The sequence below is a fragment of the [Actinomadura] parvosata subsp. kistnae genome, assembly GCF_900323885.1.
Classification (GTDB): Bacteria; Actinomycetota; Actinomycetes; order Streptosporangiales; family Streptosporangiaceae; genus Nonomuraea; species Nonomuraea composti.
In genome coordinates, this window is record NZ_OOHJ01000030.1 from 664,336 (window position 1) to 680,588 (window position 16,253).

Here is a 16,253-nt window from a genome sequence, read left to right on the forward strand (position 1 = left end):
GTGGTCCTCCGGGTGGAGAAGCGACGCTCGATCCTGCGCGGGAGCGGGCTGAAGAGCTCTGCCGGCGGGCCGGCCGGGTGCGGTTCCCGAACTTACGAGCCCGGTTTCCTAAAGTCAATATTTCCTACTTGATATACATGGTTTATGGTGACCCGTAGAACCACCGAGCAGGAAGAGCGACCGATGACCCTCCAGCTCCTCTGGTACATCCCCAACCAGGCGCAGCCCGGCCACCGCGGCGACGCCGTCACCGCCGACCACAACAGCCTGGAGACCCTCACCGGCCAGGCCAGGGCCCTGGAGGAGCACGGGTGGGGCGGGGCGCTCATCGGCACCGGCTGGGGACGGCCCGACACCTTCACGGTCGCCACCGTCCTGGCCGCCCGCACCACGACGTTCCAGCCGCTGATCGCGGTCCGGCCCGGCTACTGGCAGCCGGCCCAGTTCGCCTCCGCCGCCGCCACGCTCGACCACCTCACCGGGGGCCGGGTGCTGATCAACATCGTGTCCGGCAAAGACGACCTCGCCGCGTACGGCGACCGCGAAGGGGACCAGGCCCACCGCTACGCCCGTACCAGAGAGTTCCTCCGGATCGTCCGCAAGCTGTGGACCGAGGAGAACGTCACCTATGACGGCGAGCACTTCACCGTCACCGGCTCCACCGTCGTGCCGCGAACCGTCGTCCGAGGCGACCGCCGGCACCCCCGGCTCTACTTCGGCGGCGCCTCCGCGGCCGCCGAGCGGGTGGCCGCCACCGAGGCCGACGTCCAGCTCTTCTGGGGCGAGCCGCTCGACGACGTCGCCGAGCGGATCGACCGCCTCAAGCGGCTCGGCGAGAAGCTGGGCCGCGAGCACCCGCCGCTGGAGTTCGGCCTGCGGGTCACCACGGTCGTGCGCGACACCACCGAGCAGGCCTGGGCCGACGCCGAGGCCAAGGTCGCCCAGATGGCGAGCGGCGGCATCGCCCGCGACCCCAACCGGTTCACCGCCGTCGGCCAGCAGCGGCTGCTCGACCTGGCGGCGCGGGGAGACGTGCTCGACGACAACCTCTACACCGCTCCCGGCAAGGTCGGCGGCGGCGGCGCGGGCACCACATGGCTGGTCGGCTCGGCCGAGGACGTGGCGAAGTCGCTGCGCAAATACCAGGCCCTCGGCATCACCCACTTCGTCCTCTCCGACACCCCCTACCTGCCGGAGATCAAGCGTCAGGGAGACCTGCTGCTGCCCCTGCTGCGCGGCTGAGCCCCTCGGCAGGTGCTCGACGAGCAGGACGACCTCGCGTCCACCAGGTAGGCGCAGGTGACGCCGTTGGCGGCCTTGATCGCCAGATTTGCTTTAGATGATGATCAACATCTAACCTGTACGACAAATAGATGACGGCCATCATCTTTACGCATGAGGTGATGGGACGGGTTCCCAGGGCGGAAGCCGAGGCGCACCGGGCGGCACGCACGCGCCGAACAGCCCGGCCGGGCTCGGCGACCGCCCGCAGGACCCTGCCGCAGCACGTCGCCACCTGGAGATTGTCTTGATCACTCATGCTCACGCGGATCGCCCCAGCGCGGTCCACCCCTTCCCCGAGCCGCCGCCCGGCATCCGGCACCCGGGCGCGCCACGGAAACCGTCGAGATCGTCGGCGAAGTCGGGCTCGAAATGTCGCCACGCGGCTTCGGCCGCGCCGCCGGACGACCAACCGCTGACGGATCAGGAGTGACCATGACCAAGCTGCTTGACGAGATCATCGAGGCCTACGGCGGAGCCGACCGGTACGACGCCGTGTCGACGATCAAGCTGGACATCGACTACCAGGGGCCGTTCTGGGAGTTCAAGGGGCACGCGGACTTCGCCGGCGTCGAGGAGGTCGTCGCCGACCTGCACGCGCAGAGGATCACCCAGCGCAGCCGGGCCACCGGCCGCACGGTCGCGTTCGACCAGGATAAGCGCCTCGTCACCGTGACCGCGGCCAACGGCACGGTGCTCGACACGCTCACGAACCCCCGCGACACCTTCGAGGGCTACACCCCGGACACGAAGTGGAGCCTGGCGCAGATCGCCTACTTCCGCAGCTACGCGACCCACTTCTACCTGCCCGAGCCGTTCCTGTTCACCTGGCCGGGAATGGTCGTCGAGGAGATCGAGCCGTGGGTGGAGAACGGCGAGGCCTGGCGGGGGCTGAGCATCACGTTCCCGGAGAACATCGACACGCACAACGAGACGCAGAAGTACTACTTCGACGGCAAGGGCCTGCTGCGCCGGATGGACTACCAGCCGGTCGTCAACGGCTACTCCCCGACGGCGCACTACGTCTCCGGGCACACCGAGGTCGACGGCATCGTCGTGGCGACGACGCGCGAGATCTTCATCCGGCAGGAGGACGGCACCCCCGACCGGTCGTGGACGCCGATCCGCCTCGACCTGAGCGACATCTCGTTCGAGTGAGCGGCGGCCGCTTTTCGCGTCGACGACCACGGTCTTGAGCCTGCTGGAGGAGATGCCGAGGCTCTCCTGGAACTGATCGACGCGGCTGTAGCCGTCGAAGGCGTCGTGCAGGATCAGCAGCGTCCACCACTCGCCGATGTGCTCGATCGTGGTCGACAACGGCCATTCGCGGGCAGAGGCAGCTATCACGAAGGACATCCATGAAGACCTGGTTCATCACCGGAGGCACGCCCGGCGGATTCGGCGCGGCCTTCGCCGACGCCGCACTCGACAACGGGGACCGCGTCGTGCTGACCGCCCGCCGCCCGCAGGAGCTGCGCGAATGGGCCGCGCGGCACGGCGACAGAGCGCTCGTCCTGGAGCTGGACGTGACCGACGCCGAGCAGGTCCGCGAGGCCGTCGCGACCGCGGAACGGCGCTTCGGCGGCATCGACGTGCTGGTCAACAACGCCGGGCGCGGCTGGTACGGCTCCGTCGAGGGCATGGACGAGGCCCTGGTCAGGCAGACGTTCGAGCTGAACTTCTTCTCCGTCCTGACGGTCACCCGCGCCGTGCTGCCCGGCATGCGCGCCCGCCGCAGCGGCTGCGTCGTCAACATCTCCTCCGTCGCCGGGCTGGTGGGGACGCTCGGCTTCGGCTTCTACACCGCCGCCAAGCACGCCGTCGAGGGCCTGACCACCGTGCTGCGGCAGGAGGTCGAACCGCTGGGCGTCAAGGTGCTGGCCGTCGAGCCCGGCGCGTTCCGTACCCGCGCCTACGCCCACTTCGACGACCAGCCCGTCACCGAGACGATCGAGGACTACCGGCCGATGCTCGACGCCGTCCGCGCGGCGATGGTCGAGCAGGACGGCAAGCAGCCCGGAGACCCGGTCCGGGGCGCGCGGGCGGTGGTCGCGGCGGTCGGCGGCGCGGACGTGCCCCGGCGTCTGGTGCTCGGCGGCCCCGGCTACGAGGCGGTGACGCGCGAGCTGGAGGCGACGCTCGCCGACGTGCGCGCCCGCGAGCAGGTCTCCCGCTCGGCCGACCATCCCGCCGATTCTTGAGCGGACGTCACCAGGGCAGGAGCACCGTGCCGATGCCGAGCAGCGCGCAGATGCCCAGGATGCGGAGCATCGGCCATTTCAGCACGAACGTCATGACCAGCGCGGCCACGGTGATGACGACGGCGACCAGGTTGAGGGTGCCGAGGTCGGGGACCTGCGTGTCGAACGGCCCCCACGCCCAGGTGAAGGTCCGGCCGAACAGGGTGTGCTGGGCGAAGTACACCGCGAGATTCGCGATGACGCCGACCACCGAGGCGGTGATGCCGGTCAGCGCGGCGCTGATGGCGGCGTTGTGGCGCAGCTTCTCGACGTAGGGGGCGCCGAGGAAGATGAACAGGAAGCACGGCACGAACGTCACCCACGTCGTCAGCAACGCCCCCAGCAGCGCGCCCGCCCACGGCGTCAGCGCGCCGGGGTCGCGGTAGGCGCCGAGGAACGCGACGAACTGCACCACCATGATCAGCGGCCCCGGGGTGGTCTCGGCCAGGGCCAGGCCGCGCACCATCTCCCCCGGCGTCAGCCAGCCGTAGACCTCCACGGCCCGCTGGGCAACGAACGCCAGCACCGCGTACGCGCCGCCGAAGGTGACCAGCGCGGTGCCGGAGAAGAACAACCCCTGCGTGGTGAACACGCTGTCCGTACCGAGGAACAGCGCCACCGCCGCCACCGGCACCCACCACACGACCAGCCCGATCGCCAGGATCCGGCCGGCCGACCGCCAGCTCGGCCGGGCATGGTGCAGGGCGTCGTCGGGGATCAGCGGTGCCGGGCCGCCGTCGCCGCCGTGCCCGTTCGAGCGCTTGAAGACGTGCGGCGCCAGCCGGTGCATCAGCCATCCGGCCAGGCCCGCGACGGCCACCACGACCGGGAACGGCACCCCGAACAGCGCGAGCGCGACGAAGGCGGCCACGGCCAGGGCGACGAACAGCGGGTGGGTGAGCGAGCGCTTGGCGACCCGGATGACGGCCTGGGCGACGATGGCGAGCACGGCCGGTGCGATGCCCGCGAACAACGCGGTCACCACCGTGGTGTCCTGCCACAGGATGTAGACGACCGACAGGAGCAACAACGCCAGCATGCCGGGCAGCACGAACAGCGTCCCGGCCACCAGCCCGCCCCGGGTGCCGTTGAGCAGCCAGCCGACGTAGATGGCGAGCTGCTGCGCCTCCGGGCCGGGCAGCAGCATGCAGTAGTTGAGCGCGTGGTTGAAACGCTGCTGCCCGATCCAGCGTTTCTCCTCCACGAGCGTGCGCTGCATGACGGCGATCTGCCCGGCCGGGCCGCCGAAGGTCTGCAACGAGATCAGGAACCAGGCGCGGACGGCCTGCCGGAACGGGATCACATCACGGGTGGCTTCGATCGTCATGGCAACCTCTCGGAGGGCAGGTGAACGGGTGGCAGGATCGCCGGGGAGGGCGGCCGGCGGGTCACGCCGGCTCCCGCCCCAGTAGCAGGGCGCGTCGGTGGAACTCGTACAGGCCGTCGAAGAGCGGCCCGGTGATCTCCAGCACCCGCTCGTCGTCGCAGATCATCGACAGCCCGCGCAGGATCACGTCCACCCCGGCCGCCTCGGGCGCGTCGAAGCGCTCGTCGTCGAGGTCGGCCTCGTGCACGATCTCGGCCAGCTTCCACAACACCGGATCATCCAGCTCGTACCGCCGCAGGATCGTCTCGAAGCTGCAGTCGCCGCCGTGATGGGACAACTCGGCCCCGCGCATGTCGAACGGCGTCGCGTCCGCGGGCACCAGCGCCGGATCGTCGACGAACACGAACTCCGCCTCAGCATCGAGGTGCCGCCGGATCAACCAGGCGCACGCCGCCCGGTCGATGTGCACCCCTGCCCGCGTCGCCCACCTCATCCGGCGCCCTCCACCACCCGCACCAGCGCACGCACCGCCCGCTGCGCCGCCTCCCGCTCGATCGGCGGGAAGTAGTCACGCCGGCCGATCCGGCGCAGCTCGGCCTGCAACCGCTTGATGGTCCGGCTCCGCTCCCCCGGCCGCGCGGACGCGGCCGCCTCGGCCTGCTCGGCCACCGCCCGGTACTCCGCCGCCCGCGCCCGCCGCATCTCCTCGGCGATCGCCCTCTCCTGCGCGGCATTGCCAGGGACGGCCAGCCACACGGTGGCGCTGCCGCCCATCTCGCCGATCTCCTCGGCGATCCAGTCCAGCTGCTCCCGGGTACGGGCGTCGGCGGGCAACGCCACCAGCCCGTCACCGAGCCGCGCCACGCCGAGCCGGTCGAGCTTGCGCCAGATCGTGATCCGCAGCGTGGACGGCTGGCGCGGGATCCGGTACGCGAGCAGCACCCACTGCCCACCGCCAGTTGTAACCACGGTTACATACTAGTTCGCGTGCGGCGCCTCGTCACCACCCCGCGAGGTGCCGCGCTCAAGAGCATCGCGGCCGAGCGAAGGGACGTATCGTTCGTCCCGTGGAACTGCGCTTCAAGACGCGCGAATCGGACTCGCCGTGGGTCGACACCGTGTGGACCTGCACGAGCGAGCAGGTCACCACGATGACGTCCGTCGCGGGAGTGCGGTGGGGCCTGGTGTTCTGGGAGCAAGCCGGCCAGGCGTACACCACCATCACCGGCCCCGAGACCCGGGCCGGGACGGCGCCGGTGCCTGAGGGCGCGAAGTTCACCGGCATCGACTTCGCCGTGGGCACCTCGTTGCGGGCCGTGCCCACGCCGGCGCTGGTCGACGGCGGCATCGTGCTGCCCGACACCACGCGCCGGACGTTCCGGCTGGACGGTTCGCGCTGGGAGACGCCCGGGCCCGACGACGCCGAGGCGCTGGTCGAGCGGCTCGTGCGGGCCGGGATCGTGGTGCGTGACCCGCTGTGCGGCGAGATGCTGCGGGGTCACCGCCCGGCCGTGTCGGGGCGCACGGTCGAGCGCCGGTTCCGGGCCGCGACCGGGCTGACGCAGGGCGCCGTCCGGCAGATCGAGCGGGCCCGCACGGCGGCGCGGCTGCTCGCCTCCGGCTCCGCCGCCGCCGACGTCGTCGCCAAGCTGGGCTACTGCGACGAGCCGCACCTGGCCCGCGCCTTGCGCTCCTATGTCGGACGTACGGTCAGGCAGCTGCGCGAGGGAACCGGCGGCGCGATCGGCCTCGACCTGGATCCGCGCCTCGACCTGGGCCAGCGTCTCGATCCGGGCCAGCGCCTTGATCTGGGCCAGCGCCTTGATCCGGGTCAGCGTTTGACGTCGTAGACCAGCTTCAGGATCCCGTTCGCGTAGCTGTCCGACTCCCGCAGCGTCAGCATGTACTTGTCCCGGTCGGCCCGGCCGAACAGGCTCTTTCCGGCGCCGAGCAGCACGGGGAAGACGAGCAGGTTGTACTGGTCGATCAGGCCCTCGTCCGACAGCCGCCGGGCCAGCTCCGCGCTGCCGTGGATGAAGATCGCGCCGCCCTCGCTCTCCTTGAGCGCGGCGACGTCCTCGGTCGAGCGGAGGATCGTGATCGGCCCCCACCCGTCGATGACGGCGTCGTCGGACAGCGTGGCCGACACCACGTACTTGGGCAGCTCCTTGTAGTCGGCGTGGTCGGGCGAGTTGGGCCAGGTCTGCGCGAACGACTCGTAGCTGTGGCGGCCGAACATCAGCGCCGTCGTCTCGGCGAGCTCCTCGCCCTTCAGCGTCCAGGCTTCCGGGACGAACTCGAGATCCTTGAACACCCACCCGCCGCTGCGGTGCTCCTCCCCCGGCCCGCCGCCGGGAGAGTCGACGACGCCGTCGAGCGACATGAAACCGGTGTAGACCAACTTACGCACTGTGTCTCCTCATGCTCGGGCGAGCTGCCGGGTCCACGCTAGATGATGGCCGTGGTCGCCGTCTTGAACGAAAACGACAACAGCGCCGCCGGTGCCGGGGACAGCGCCTGGTCGCGGGCCGCCTCGGTGACCGGTCCCGCGGTCCGGTGGGCCCCGGGGCCAGGACGGGGGCGTGGAGGTCACGGTGTCCAGCGGACGCCGGGGTTGATGTGGCCGGTCCAGTTGAAGACGGCCATGTTGTCCCACCCGTCGCCGCTGGTGGCGAGGTTGGCCGGGTCCCAGCCGTTGCCGGGGACGGCGTACCAGGTCGGCTCCCAGTAGAAGACGCCGATGGCGCCGGCGTTGCGTGCGGTGTTCTGCACCGCCGCGAACTGCGCGCCCTGCCCCTGCCAGGTGAGGCCGTACCCGGAGCAGCCCGAGGTGACCGCGTTGGGGGTGGAGTCGGCGTCGTCGGCGGTGAACGGGTAGGCGGTCTCCGCGACGACCACGCTCTTGCCGTAGCGGGCGCGCAGGTCGGCGATGACGGTGGACAGGTTGGACAGCGTGCCGTGCCACATGCAGTAGTACGACAGGCCGGTGATGTCCCAGGGGACGCCTTTGGCGCGGATGCCGTCGTAGAACCAGCGGGCGGAGGTCAGGCTCCCGGCCATGGCCGTGTGGATGATCACCTGGGTGCCGGAGTCGCACGCCTTGGTGGCGTTGTAGCCGGCCTTCAGCAGCAGGCTCAGGTTGGTGAAGTCGTTGTTGACGACCTTGCCGTCGTTCCACAGCATGCCGGTGTTGATCTCGTTGCCGATCTGCACGCTGTCGGGGGTGGTGCCCTGGGCCTTGAGCGCGGTGCACACGTCGTAGGTGTGGTTGTAGACGTCGGTCTGCAGCTGGCTGATGCCGTGGCTCGACCAGGCGGCTGGTTTGTCCTGCTTGCCGGGGTCGGCCCAGGTGTCGGAGTAGTGGAAGTCGACCATGAGTTTCAGGCCCTTGGCCTTGATCGCCCTGGCCTGCTGCAGCACCTTGGCCTTGTTGTTGTAGCCACTGGCCGGGTTGTGCCAGATCCGCAGCCGGGCGTAGTTGACGCCGACGCCCTTGAGGATGTCGAGGGGGTCTCGCCGGGCACCGCCGGCGTCGTAGTACGGGGCGCCCAGGTCGAGCGCGCGTTGCAAGGTGGAGACGTCGGCGCCGAGCATGCTGAGCGATGCGGCGGCGTGGGCGGGCGGCCCGGCGGGGACGGTCGCGGCGGCGCACAACGCCAGCACCAGCAAGATCCTTCTCATGGATCCTCCGAGGTGAGGACAGGGCTGCGATCAGGGCGCTCTGTGAACGTGCACAGTAACCCGGGAAACGACCCGGCTGAAAGGAATCGCCTGCAACACGTGCAGACACCCGCTCATCGCCCAGGAACCCCCGATGGAGGGCACATGTGCCGCCATCTGCACGTAAAGGCTCCCACAGCGATCAAGGCGCCCATGCCGGATGGCCATGAAAGTTCCATCGGACGCGCAGCCACCGTGCACGTTCACAGAGCGGGACGCATCAGCGTTTCGGCCAGGCGCGGATATGTCACCAATTGTGACACTCTGTATTGCTCTGATCGGTCATAAACCCACTGCACGGGCGATACAGGACTATAAGCGCTACAGAAAGTAACCAACATGCCGAGAAATGGAAATAAAAGAGGTGACCCTATCGGCAATCCAAGGAGACACCTCCATGGCTCCCCCCAACCCCGTGCACGGCTCACCTCCCACCGACCAGGAGCTGCTGCTCATCCACCAGGTCACCGGCACGTTCCTGCAGTCGGAGAACCAGACTGACGACACCCTCAACGACGAGGTGCAGAACGAGAACCACTGGCCGCTGCCCACCAACAAGTCCGTGGTGTGGCAGCTCCACAAGGTCGACCTGGGCGAGGGCCGGACGACGTACCTGATCGAGAACCGCGCCAAGGGCCACTACCTCACCTTCCGCCCCGGCAACACCCCGGCGGAGATCCCCACCCTCTCCCCCGTGCTGCGGCAGCGCAACGGCGACACCGGCAGCTCCGACCAGCGCTGGGACTTCCACCCGATCCCCGGCACCGACGCGGCCTACTGGGCGATCATGCCGCACGACTACGACACCTACGCCCTGAGCGTCTACAACAACCACCTGGCGGACGACCAGTGGATCGTCCCCACCCCCACCTGGAACGGGCCGCCGGCACTCGCGCACGCGTGGGGCGTCGTCCTGCGGCACCGCTCCGGGACCGAGGCGAGCAGCAGGACCTGATGACGAGCATCTCGATCAACGGCTACTCCTTCGACCCCGTCCTGAACGCCGCGCGGCTGCCAGGGCCCGCCGCCGCCGGGGGCGAGCACGTCCTGGTGCAGGTGGAGGGCCTGCTGACCGGCCCGCGCCGGGCCGAGCTGACCGGCATGGGCGTGGAGATCGCCGAGTACGTGCCCGACGACGCCTACCTGTGCCGCTACCGCGCCGCGGACCTCGGCGCCCTGCGCGCCCTGCCGTACGTGCGCTGGGCCGGCCACTACCACGCCGCCCTGAAGATCGAGCCCGCCGTGCCGGGCGGCCTGCCGGGGGCCACGCCCCCGCTGCCGCCCGGCCCGGTCGAGGTGGTCTTCCACGAGGGCGTGGACCCGGCCGCGCCCGGCCTGTCCGAGCGGCTGGCCGCCTGGACGCCGCGGGTCGGCGCGCACAAGGCCCGCATGACCCTGACCGGGGACGCGATCCGAGAGCTGGCCACCTGGGACGAGGTGCGCCTGATCCGCCGCGTCCCCCGGTACGGCCCGGTCAACAACGTCGCCCGCGTGGTGCTCAACGCCGACGTCCGCGTCGCCGACGCGACCTACCAGGGCGAGGGCCAGGTGATCGGCGTGGCCGACACCGGCCTCGACAAGGGCTCCACCACCGACGTGCATCCGGCCTTCGCCGGACGGGTGGCCCGGCTGTACGCGCTCGGCCGGCCCGGCAGGGCCGACGACCCGCACGGCCACGGCACGCACGTGTCCGGGTCCGTCCTCGGCAGCGTCGACTCGCCGCGGATGGGCGGCCGGATCGAGGGCACCGCGCCGCGCGCCCGCCTGGTGCTGCAGTCCGTCCTCGACGAGGACGGCGAGTGGAGCGGCCTGCCGGAGGACATGCGCGAGCTGTTCGCGCCGGTCTACGACGCCGACGGAGTGCGCGTGCACAACAACTCGTGGGGCCTGCGCGAGCCCGGGCTGCCGTACGACACGGCGGCCTGGGAGCTCGACGACTTCGTCTGGCACCACCCCGACATGGTGATCTGCTTCGGTGCCGGCAACGACGGCGTGGACGCCGACGGCGACGGCGTCGTCGATCCCGGCTCGGTCGGCTCGCTGGCGGCGGCGAAGAACTGCATCACGGTCGGCGCCACCGAGAACGCCCGCCCCGACATCCCGATCGCCTACGGCGACCAGCACGCCGACCACTTCCCCGCCGAGCCGATCCGCTCCGACCGGATCGCCGACGCCCCGCACGGCATGGCCGCCTTCAGCAGCCGCGGCCCGACCAGAGAGGGCCGCTACAAGCCGGACGTGGTCGCCCCCGGCACCAGCGTCCTGTCCGCGCAGTCGCGCGTCGCCGAGCCCACCACCTCGGCCGGCGTCTCCCGCGACCCGCTGCTGTCGTTCAAGAACGGCACCAGCATGGCGTGCCCGCTGGTCAGCGGCTGCGCCGCGGTCGTGCGGGAGAGCCTGATCGCGAACGGCACCCCGCAGCCCTCGGCGGCGCTGGTCAAGGCCCTGCTCATCAACGGCGCCGTCGAGCTGACCGGCCAGTACGCCCCCAGCGAGGCGGGCAGCAGCCCCAACCACGACTCCGGCTTCGGCCGGGTCGACCTCGCCCGCGCCATCGTCGTCCCCGGCCGCTCCCGCGACGCGGGCTTCCTCCAGGGCGACCCGCTCGACCAGGAGCAGGAGCACAGCACGACGATCACCGTGCCGGAGCGGGCGCGCAGCACCGGCGCCACGCTGAAGGTCACCCTCGTCTGGACCGACCCGCCCGGCGCCGGCCTGCAGAACGACCTCGACCTCGTCGTCCGCGCCGGCGGCGGGGAACGCCACGGCAACATGGGCAGCGGCGACGGTTACGACCGCCGCAACAACGTCGAGCAGGTCTGCTGGAGCGGCGTCCCCACCGGTCAGGCCGTCATCACGGTCCGCGCCCACCGCATCACGCGCGGCCCCCAGCCGTACGCGATCGCCTGGCGCGTCACCTGACAGGCCCTGTGAACCTGGCCGGCCGGCCATCTTCGGGCGCGGGCGGGCCGGTGACAATGACAGGGGTGGCCGAGATGCGCAGGACCGCCGCCCGCGCCTCCGGGAGGAGTACGTCTCATGCCCTCTCTCCGTCCGGCCCGCACGTCGCGGACCGAGCAGGTGGAGCGCTTCCAGCAGGTGGCCTCCGACGCGTTCGCCCCCATGCGCATCCGCCCCACCGGGCCGGGACCCGACGGGGAGTTGCGCGGCGTCCGGCCCGGCGGGGTGCTGGTCACCCGGATCGTCGGCGGCCCCTGCGTGGTGCGGCGCTCGCGGGCGCTCATCGGTTCCGGGGACCGCGAGCTGGTGAAGGTGGCGCTGCACGGGCGGGGGCGGGCGGGCGTGCAGCAGGACGGCCGGCAGTGCCTGCCGGGCGCCGGCGACCTCGTCGTGTACGAGACCGTGCGGCCGTACGAGCTGCGGTTCTGGGATCCGTTCGATCTGGTGGTGCTCGGGATTCCGCGCCCGCTGTTCGGCGGCCACCTCGGCCGGCTGGCGGCGCGGACGGCGTCGGTGGTGCCGACGGACGGCGGCGGGCGGCGGCTGGCGGCGTTGTTGCTGCGGGAGGCGGCCGGTGAGCTCGACGCCATGGGGCGGGAGGCGGGCCCGCACGTGGCGGACGCGCTCGTGTCGGTGGTGCTGTCGGCGCTGGCCGAGCAGCCGGTGGCGGCGCCGGGCCAGGACGATCTCGGCGACCGGCTGCTCACGTACTGCCTGGGCCGGTTGCACGATCCGGGGCTGACGCCGGCGTCGGTGGCCCGCGCGCACCACGTGTCGCTGCGTTACCTGCACAAGGTGTTCGGCGCGCGCGGCCTCACGCCGGCGGCCTGGATCCGCCGGCAGCGGCTGGAGCGCATCCGCCGCGACCTGGCCGATCCCGCGCTGGCCGGGCGCAGCGTGGCGGCGATCGCCGCCCGCTGGGGCGTGCTCGACGCCGCGCATCTCAGCCGGGCCCTGCGCGCCGAGTTCGGGTGCGGCGCGGCCGAGATCAGGAAGGCGGCGTACGGTCCGCGCCCTGAGACGGGCCCTGAGACGGGCCCTGAGACGGGCGCTGGAGCGGTGCCGTGACCGTGCAGGTCAGGCGGCCACGGCACCGGATCGCAGAGCCTGCCGTCAGGCGAGGCTGGTCCAGATGCTCTTGACCTCGGTGTAGGCGGTGATGGCCTCCCAGCCCATCTCGCGGCCGATGCCGGAGGCTTTCATGCCGCCCCAGGCGGCTCCGGCGTCGAGGCCCTGCATCATGTTGATCCACACGGTGCCGGCCTTGACCTGCCGGGCGAGCCGGTTGGCGGTGCCGATGTCGCGGGACCAGATGGCGGCGGCCAGGCCGTAGTCGCTGTCGTTGGCGAGGACGGCCAGCTCCTCGGGGTCCTCATAGGGCAGGACGGTCAGCACCGGGCCGAAGATCTCCTCGCGGGCGATGCGCATGTCCTGCCGGACGCCGGCGAACACGGTCGGCGGGTAGAAGAAGCCCCGGGCCAGCTCGCCGCCGGGCCGTTCGCCGCCGGTCAGCAGCTCGGCGCCCTCCTTCTTGCCGAGCGCGACGTAGCTGTCCGCCTGCTCGACCTGCTCGGCGGAGACCAGCGGGCCGAGGTGGGTATCGGGGTCGAGGCCGTCGCCGAGCCGCAGGGTCGCCGCGGCGGTGGCGAGCTGGTGAGCGAACTCGTCGTGCCGCCTGGCGTCGACGTAGAAGCGGGTGTAGGCGGCGCAGACCTGCCCGGAGTTGAGCAGCCCGCCCAGCAGGTTGCCCTGGAGGACGGCGCCGAGGTCGGCGTCGGCGGCGATGATGCTCGGCGCCTTGCCGCCGAGCTCCAGGGACACCTTCTTCAGCGCGCGGCCGCATTCGGCGCCGATCTCCCTGCCGACCTGCGTGGAGCCGGTGAAGGAGATCTTCTTGACCTGCGGGTGCCGGACGAGCGCGCGGCCCACGTCCGGGCCGCCGGTGACGACGTTGACCACCCCGGCCGGGACGCCGGCCTCCTGGATGAGCTCGGCCAGCCGCAGCGTGGACAGCGGCGTCTGCTCGGCCGGCTTGATCACCACGGTGTTGCCGCAGGCGAGCGCGGGCGCGAGCTTCCACACGAGGATCATGAGCGGGAAGTTCCACGGGGTGATGAGCCCGCAGACGCCGACCGGTTCGCGGCGGCTGCGATAGTCCACGTCCGGGACGGACAGCGGCACGGTCACGCCGGTGATCTTGGTGACCCAGCCGGCGTAGTAGCGGAAGTGCTCCACGGCGTTCGGGACGGAGAATCCCGCGCTCACGTTCAGCGGCTGCCCCTGGTCCTGGGTCTCCAGCCGGGCCAGCTCGTCGGTGTGCTCCTCCAGCAGGTCGGCGACCCGCAGCAGGAGCCTGGCCCGGGCGGCGGGCAGCAGCCCGCCCCACCCGGGCGAGGCGAACGCGGCGGCGGCGGCCCGCACGGCGGCGTCCACGTCCTGCTCCGTCGCCTCGCGCAGCTCGGCGAGCACCTCGCCGGTCGCGGGGTTGTACGAGGGGAAGACGGGCCCCGCGCCTGCCGTCCACTCGCCTCCGATCAGCATGTCCGTACGCATCTTGCGACCTCTCCTGTTCACCAACGCGGACCGGTGAGACCTCCTTCGCCCGTTCGCCATGGGCGCACCGTACGACGGGCCGCGGGCGCGAATCTCCAGTACGCGCACGGGCGCTCTCCAACGCGCGCACCGCCCGGCCCGGCATGGACGCGGTCGTGCGCGCGCTGGAGAGCGGGCAGCTCACCGGCACGCGGGAGAGCCTGGAGGCGTGGCTGGACGGCGCCCCGATCCGGGAGGAGTATCTGATCGTCGAGGGCGGCGCACTGGCCGGCACCGGCGCCCACTCCTACTCCACCGGGAAGTGACCCTGTGATCAGCAAGCAGCAGGCCGCGGAGGCCGTCCGCCACGCCAAGGCCGTGACCGGCGTGACCTGGGAACAGCTCGCCGAAGCCGTCGGCCGCCCCCTGGTGTGGACGACGGCGGCGCTGCTCGGCCAGCACCCGATGAGCAAGGAGGAGGCGGCGAAGGCGGCGGCCCTGCTGGAGCTCGGCGACGACGTCGCGCTCGCCTTCCAGCTGCAGCCCACCCGGGGCGGGCTCGACGCCGCCGTCCCGGTCGATCCCACCATCTACCGCCTGTACGAGGTCATCCAGGTGTACGGGCCGGCCATCAAGGAGCTGATCCACGAGCAGTGCGGCGACGGCATCATGAGCGCCATCAACTTCCGGCTGGACGTCAAGCGGGTGCCCGACCCGGCGGGCGACCGCGTCGTCATCACCATGGACGGCAAGTACCTGCCCTACCAGTGGTGACCGGCCCCGGGGGCGAGGACGGCCAAAAGCAGTCGCCTCGCCGGGTGGTCCGGCGCGAAGATCTCCGGTGTGACGCTGCATGAGAACGAGGTGCCGATCGACGAGGCGACCGTCGGGGCGCTCCTGAGGGAGCAGTGCCCGCGGTGGGCCGGCCTGCCGTTGTCGCCGGCCGGGTCGGGCACGGACAACGTCATGTACCGGCTCGGTGACGACCTGCTCGTGCGGCTGCCGCGAACGGCGGAGAAGGCGCGCTCGGTGCGCAAGGAGCAGGAGTGGCTGCCCCGGCTGGCGCCGCAGCTCGCGCGGGCGGTCCCGGAGCCGGTGCATGCCGGGCGCCGGGCGCGGCGTTCCCGCTCGCCTGGTCGGTCTACCGCTGGATCGACGGGGACGAGGCCCGGCACGACACCGTCCACGACTGGTCCGCCTTCGGCGCCGACCTGGCGGCGTTCGTCCGGGAGCTGCACGGCATCGACCTGAGGGGCGCGACGCGCACGGGCGACCTCAGCTGGTACCGCGGAGGCCGTCTCCAGGACTGCGACGCGTGGGTCGCCCCGTGTTTCGCCGACTGCCGGATCGCCTCCGACACGACGCTCGACGTCGAGACCCTGGAACGGCTGTGGCGGGCCGCGCTCGCCCTGCCCGAGCCCTCCGGGGCGCACGTGTGGCTGCACGGCGACCTCAAACCCACCAACCTCCTGGTGCGGGAGGGCAAGCTGCACGCGGTCATCGACTTCGGATGCCTGTCGGTCGGTTTCCCCGACGCCGAGCACGCCACCGTCTGGGACCTGCCGCCCCAGGCGCGGCAGGCGTACCGCGACGCCCTGGGCCTCGACGATCCGGTCTGGGCGCGCGCGAGGGCGTGGGCGATCGCGGTGGGCATCACCGGAGTGTCGTACTACTGGCACATCTATCCCGCCTTCGTCGCCGAATGCCGGGCCCGGCTTCAGGCGATCGTCGCGGCAGAGGGTTGAGAGCACTGGTCGTCGGCGACCAGCACCCGGATCGTCACCACGCGTTCCCTTCCCTGGGCAGGTCGGCCCGCACCCGCCAGCCGCCCGGTCCCGCCGGTCCCGCCGACAGGGCGCCGCCGAGCAGGCGCACCCGCTCCCGCATGTCGCGCAGGCCCGCCCCTCGGTCTGCGGCATGCCGGACGGCGTTCGTCAGCGCCTCCTGGACCACCCGGTAGGCCGTGTGATCGACGGCCGGCGGCAGCGCACCCGCGCTCCCGGAGCGGGGCCGGTATTTGTCTGTCTTCTGGCGTAATGTCACACCGCGGGGCCTTCGCCTGTTAGATTCCGTTGTCATGATCAAGGAGAGGCGCGTCAGCGGCCCTGCCACGGGCCGTTGAGGCGCGCGGGGTTGCTCCACGGGGGTCTGTTCCAGGTACAGCGAGGCAGGACCGATCGAGCAGCCCGGCG

At 71.5% G+C, this 16,253-nt stretch carries 16 protein-coding genes and 1 pseudogene; 10 read left to right on the forward strand and 7 right to left on the reverse strand.

Annotated features, from left to right (window positions below):
- Positions 1–183 precede the first annotated feature (183 nt).
- The 3 genes from KIS93_RS58835 (at position 184) to KIS93_RS58845 (ending at position 3,482) form a co-directional block, all read left to right on the forward strand.
- Complete coding sequence (locus tag KIS93_RS58835) at positions 184–1,242, forward strand: LLM class flavin-dependent oxidoreductase (protein ID WP_080039725.1); 1,059 nt, start codon at positions 184–186, stop codon at positions 1,240–1,242.
- Positions 1,243–1,716: 474 nt separating this feature from the next.
- Positions 1,717–2,439, forward strand: coding sequence for a hypothetical protein (locus tag KIS93_RS58840; RefSeq protein WP_080039726.1), 723 nt, complete (start codon positions 1,717–1,719; stop codon positions 2,437–2,439).
- 200 nt (positions 2,440–2,639) lie between these two features.
- On the forward strand, positions 2,640–3,482 hold the full coding sequence (locus KIS93_RS58845; RefSeq protein WP_080039727.1) for an SDR family NAD(P)-dependent oxidoreductase: 843 nt from the start codon (positions 2,640–2,642) through the stop codon (positions 3,480–3,482).
- Positions 3,483–3,489: 7 nt separating this feature from the next.
- On the opposite strand, the gene chrA is transcribed toward KIS93_RS58845, so the two are convergent.
- The 3 genes from chrA to KIS93_RS58860 form a co-directional block, all read right to left on the reverse strand.
- A complete protein-coding gene (gene chrA, locus KIS93_RS58850; RefSeq protein WP_080039728.1) occupies positions 3,490–4,848 on the reverse strand; it encodes a chromate efflux transporter in 1,359 nt (452 codons plus the stop codon).
- A 61-nt stretch (positions 4,849–4,909) separates the two neighbouring features.
- Positions 4,910–5,341, reverse strand: a complete 432-nt coding sequence (locus tag KIS93_RS58855) for a chromate resistance protein ChrB domain-containing protein (RefSeq protein ID WP_080039729.1) — start codon at positions 5,339–5,341, stop codon at positions 4,910–4,912.
- Positions 5,338–5,817, reverse strand: a complete 480-nt coding sequence (locus KIS93_RS58860) for a Chromate resistance protein ChrB (protein WP_222108108.1) — start codon at positions 5,815–5,817, stop codon at positions 5,338–5,340. The genes KIS93_RS58855 and KIS93_RS58860 overlap by 4 nt, the downstream gene beginning before the upstream one ends.
- Positions 5,818–5,915: 98 nt before the next feature.
- Here KIS93_RS58860 and KIS93_RS58865 point away from each other — a divergent pair, with 98 nt between their 5' ends.
- Positions 5,916–6,698, forward strand: a complete 783-nt coding sequence (locus KIS93_RS58865) for a helix-turn-helix domain-containing protein (protein WP_080039731.1) — start codon at positions 5,916–5,918, stop codon at positions 6,696–6,698.
- On the opposite strand, the gene KIS93_RS58870 is transcribed toward KIS93_RS58865, so the two are convergent.
- Together KIS93_RS58870 and KIS93_RS58875 are read right to left on the reverse strand one after the other, a co-directional pair.
- A complete protein-coding gene (locus KIS93_RS58870) occupies positions 6,680–7,258 on the reverse strand; it encodes a dihydrofolate reductase family protein (protein ID WP_080039732.1) in 579 nt (192 codons plus the stop codon). The genes KIS93_RS58865 and KIS93_RS58870 overlap by 19 nt on opposite strands.
- Positions 7,259–7,437: 179 nt before the next feature.
- Positions 7,438–8,529, reverse strand: a complete 1,092-nt coding sequence (locus KIS93_RS58875; protein WP_080039733.1) for a glycoside hydrolase family 53 protein — start codon at positions 8,527–8,529, stop codon at positions 7,438–7,440.
- A gap of 436 nt (positions 8,530–8,965) precedes the next feature.
- Between KIS93_RS58875 and KIS93_RS58880 the strand changes: the two genes are divergently transcribed.
- The 3 genes from KIS93_RS58880 (at position 8,966) to KIS93_RS58890 (ending at position 12,597) form a co-directional block, all read left to right on the forward strand.
- The gene (locus KIS93_RS58880; protein WP_155127736.1) at positions 8,966–9,523 is read left to right on the forward strand and encodes a hypothetical protein; all 558 of its coding nucleotides are present in this window, start codon (positions 8,966–8,968) and stop codon (positions 9,521–9,523) included.
- Entirely contained in the window at positions 9,523–11,490 is a 1,968-nt protein-coding gene (locus KIS93_RS58885) for a S8 family serine peptidase (protein ID WP_080039735.1), read from the forward strand. Before KIS93_RS58880 ends, KIS93_RS58885 begins: the two co-directional genes overlap by 1 nt.
- A 117-nt stretch (positions 11,491–11,607) precedes the next feature.
- A complete protein-coding gene (locus KIS93_RS58890) occupies positions 11,608–12,597 on the forward strand; it encodes an AraC-like ligand-binding domain-containing protein (protein WP_080039736.1) in 990 nt (329 codons plus the stop codon).
- A gap of 45 nt (positions 12,598–12,642) precedes the next feature.
- On the opposite strand, the gene KIS93_RS58895 is transcribed toward KIS93_RS58890, so the two are convergent.
- A complete protein-coding gene (locus KIS93_RS58895) occupies positions 12,643–14,082 on the reverse strand; it encodes an aldehyde dehydrogenase family protein (protein WP_080039737.1) in 1,440 nt (479 codons plus the stop codon).
- A 143-nt stretch (positions 14,083–14,225) separates the two neighbouring features.
- Between KIS93_RS58895 and KIS93_RS58900 the strand changes: the two genes are divergently transcribed.
- The 3 genes and pseudogenes from KIS93_RS58900 (at position 14,226) to KIS93_RS58910 (ending at position 15,806) form a co-directional block, all read left to right on the forward strand.
- A complete protein-coding gene (locus KIS93_RS58900; protein ID WP_186405096.1) occupies positions 14,226–14,387 on the forward strand; it encodes a hypothetical protein in 162 nt (53 codons plus the stop codon).
- Positions 14,388–14,391: 4 nt separating this feature from the next.
- Positions 14,392–14,835 carry a cyanase gene (gene cynS, locus KIS93_RS58905; protein WP_080039738.1) on the forward strand — a complete coding sequence of 148 codons (444 nt, stop codon included), beginning with the start codon at positions 14,392–14,394 and terminating at the stop codon, positions 14,833–14,835.
- A 192-nt stretch (positions 14,836–15,027) separates the two neighbouring features.
- Positions 15,028–15,806 (forward strand): annotated as a pseudogene (locus KIS93_RS58910) (phosphotransferase).
- A 34-nt stretch (positions 15,807–15,840) separates the two neighbouring features.
- Here KIS93_RS58910 and KIS93_RS58915 read toward each other — a convergent pair.
- Positions 15,841–16,104, reverse strand: coding sequence for a sensor histidine kinase (locus KIS93_RS58915; protein WP_080039740.1), 264 nt, complete (start codon positions 16,102–16,104; stop codon positions 15,841–15,843).
- Positions 16,105–16,253: the final 149 nt, after the last annotated feature.

Coding starts and splice junctions, on each gene's coding strand:
- KIS93_RS58835 (WP_080039725.1), top strand. CDS start 184: ATGACCCTCCAGCTCCTCTGGTACATCCCCAACCAGGCGCAGCCCGGC.
- KIS93_RS58840 (WP_080039726.1), top strand. CDS start 1,717: ATGACCAAGCTGCTTGACGAGATCATCGAGGCCTACGGCGGAGCCGAC.
- KIS93_RS58845 (WP_080039727.1), top strand. CDS start 2,640: ATGAAGACCTGGTTCATCACCGGAGGCACGCCCGGCGGATTCGGCGCG.
- chrA (WP_080039728.1), bottom strand. CDS start 4,848: ATGACGATCGAAGCCACCCGTGATGTGATCCCGTTCCGGCAGGCCGTC.
- KIS93_RS58855 (WP_080039729.1), bottom strand. CDS start 5,341: ATGAGGTGGGCGACGCGGGCAGGGGTGCACATCGACCGGGCGGCGTGC.
- KIS93_RS58875 (WP_080039733.1), bottom strand. CDS start 8,529: ATGAGAAGGATCTTGCTGGTGCTGGCGTTGTGCGCCGCCGCGACCGTC.
- KIS93_RS58880 (WP_155127736.1), top strand. CDS start 8,966: ATGGCTCCCCCCAACCCCGTGCACGGCTCACCTCCCACCGACCAGGAG.
- KIS93_RS58885 (WP_080039735.1), top strand. CDS start 9,523: ATGACGAGCATCTCGATCAACGGCTACTCCTTCGACCCCGTCCTGAAC.
- KIS93_RS58890 (WP_080039736.1), top strand. CDS start 11,608: ATGCCCTCTCTCCGTCCGGCCCGCACGTCGCGGACCGAGCAGGTGGAG.
- KIS93_RS58895 (WP_080039737.1), bottom strand. CDS start 14,082: ATGCGTACGGACATGCTGATCGGAGGCGAGTGGACGGCAGGCGCGGGG.
- KIS93_RS58900 (WP_186405096.1), top strand. CDS start 14,226: ATGGACGCGGTCGTGCGCGCGCTGGAGAGCGGGCAGCTCACCGGCACG.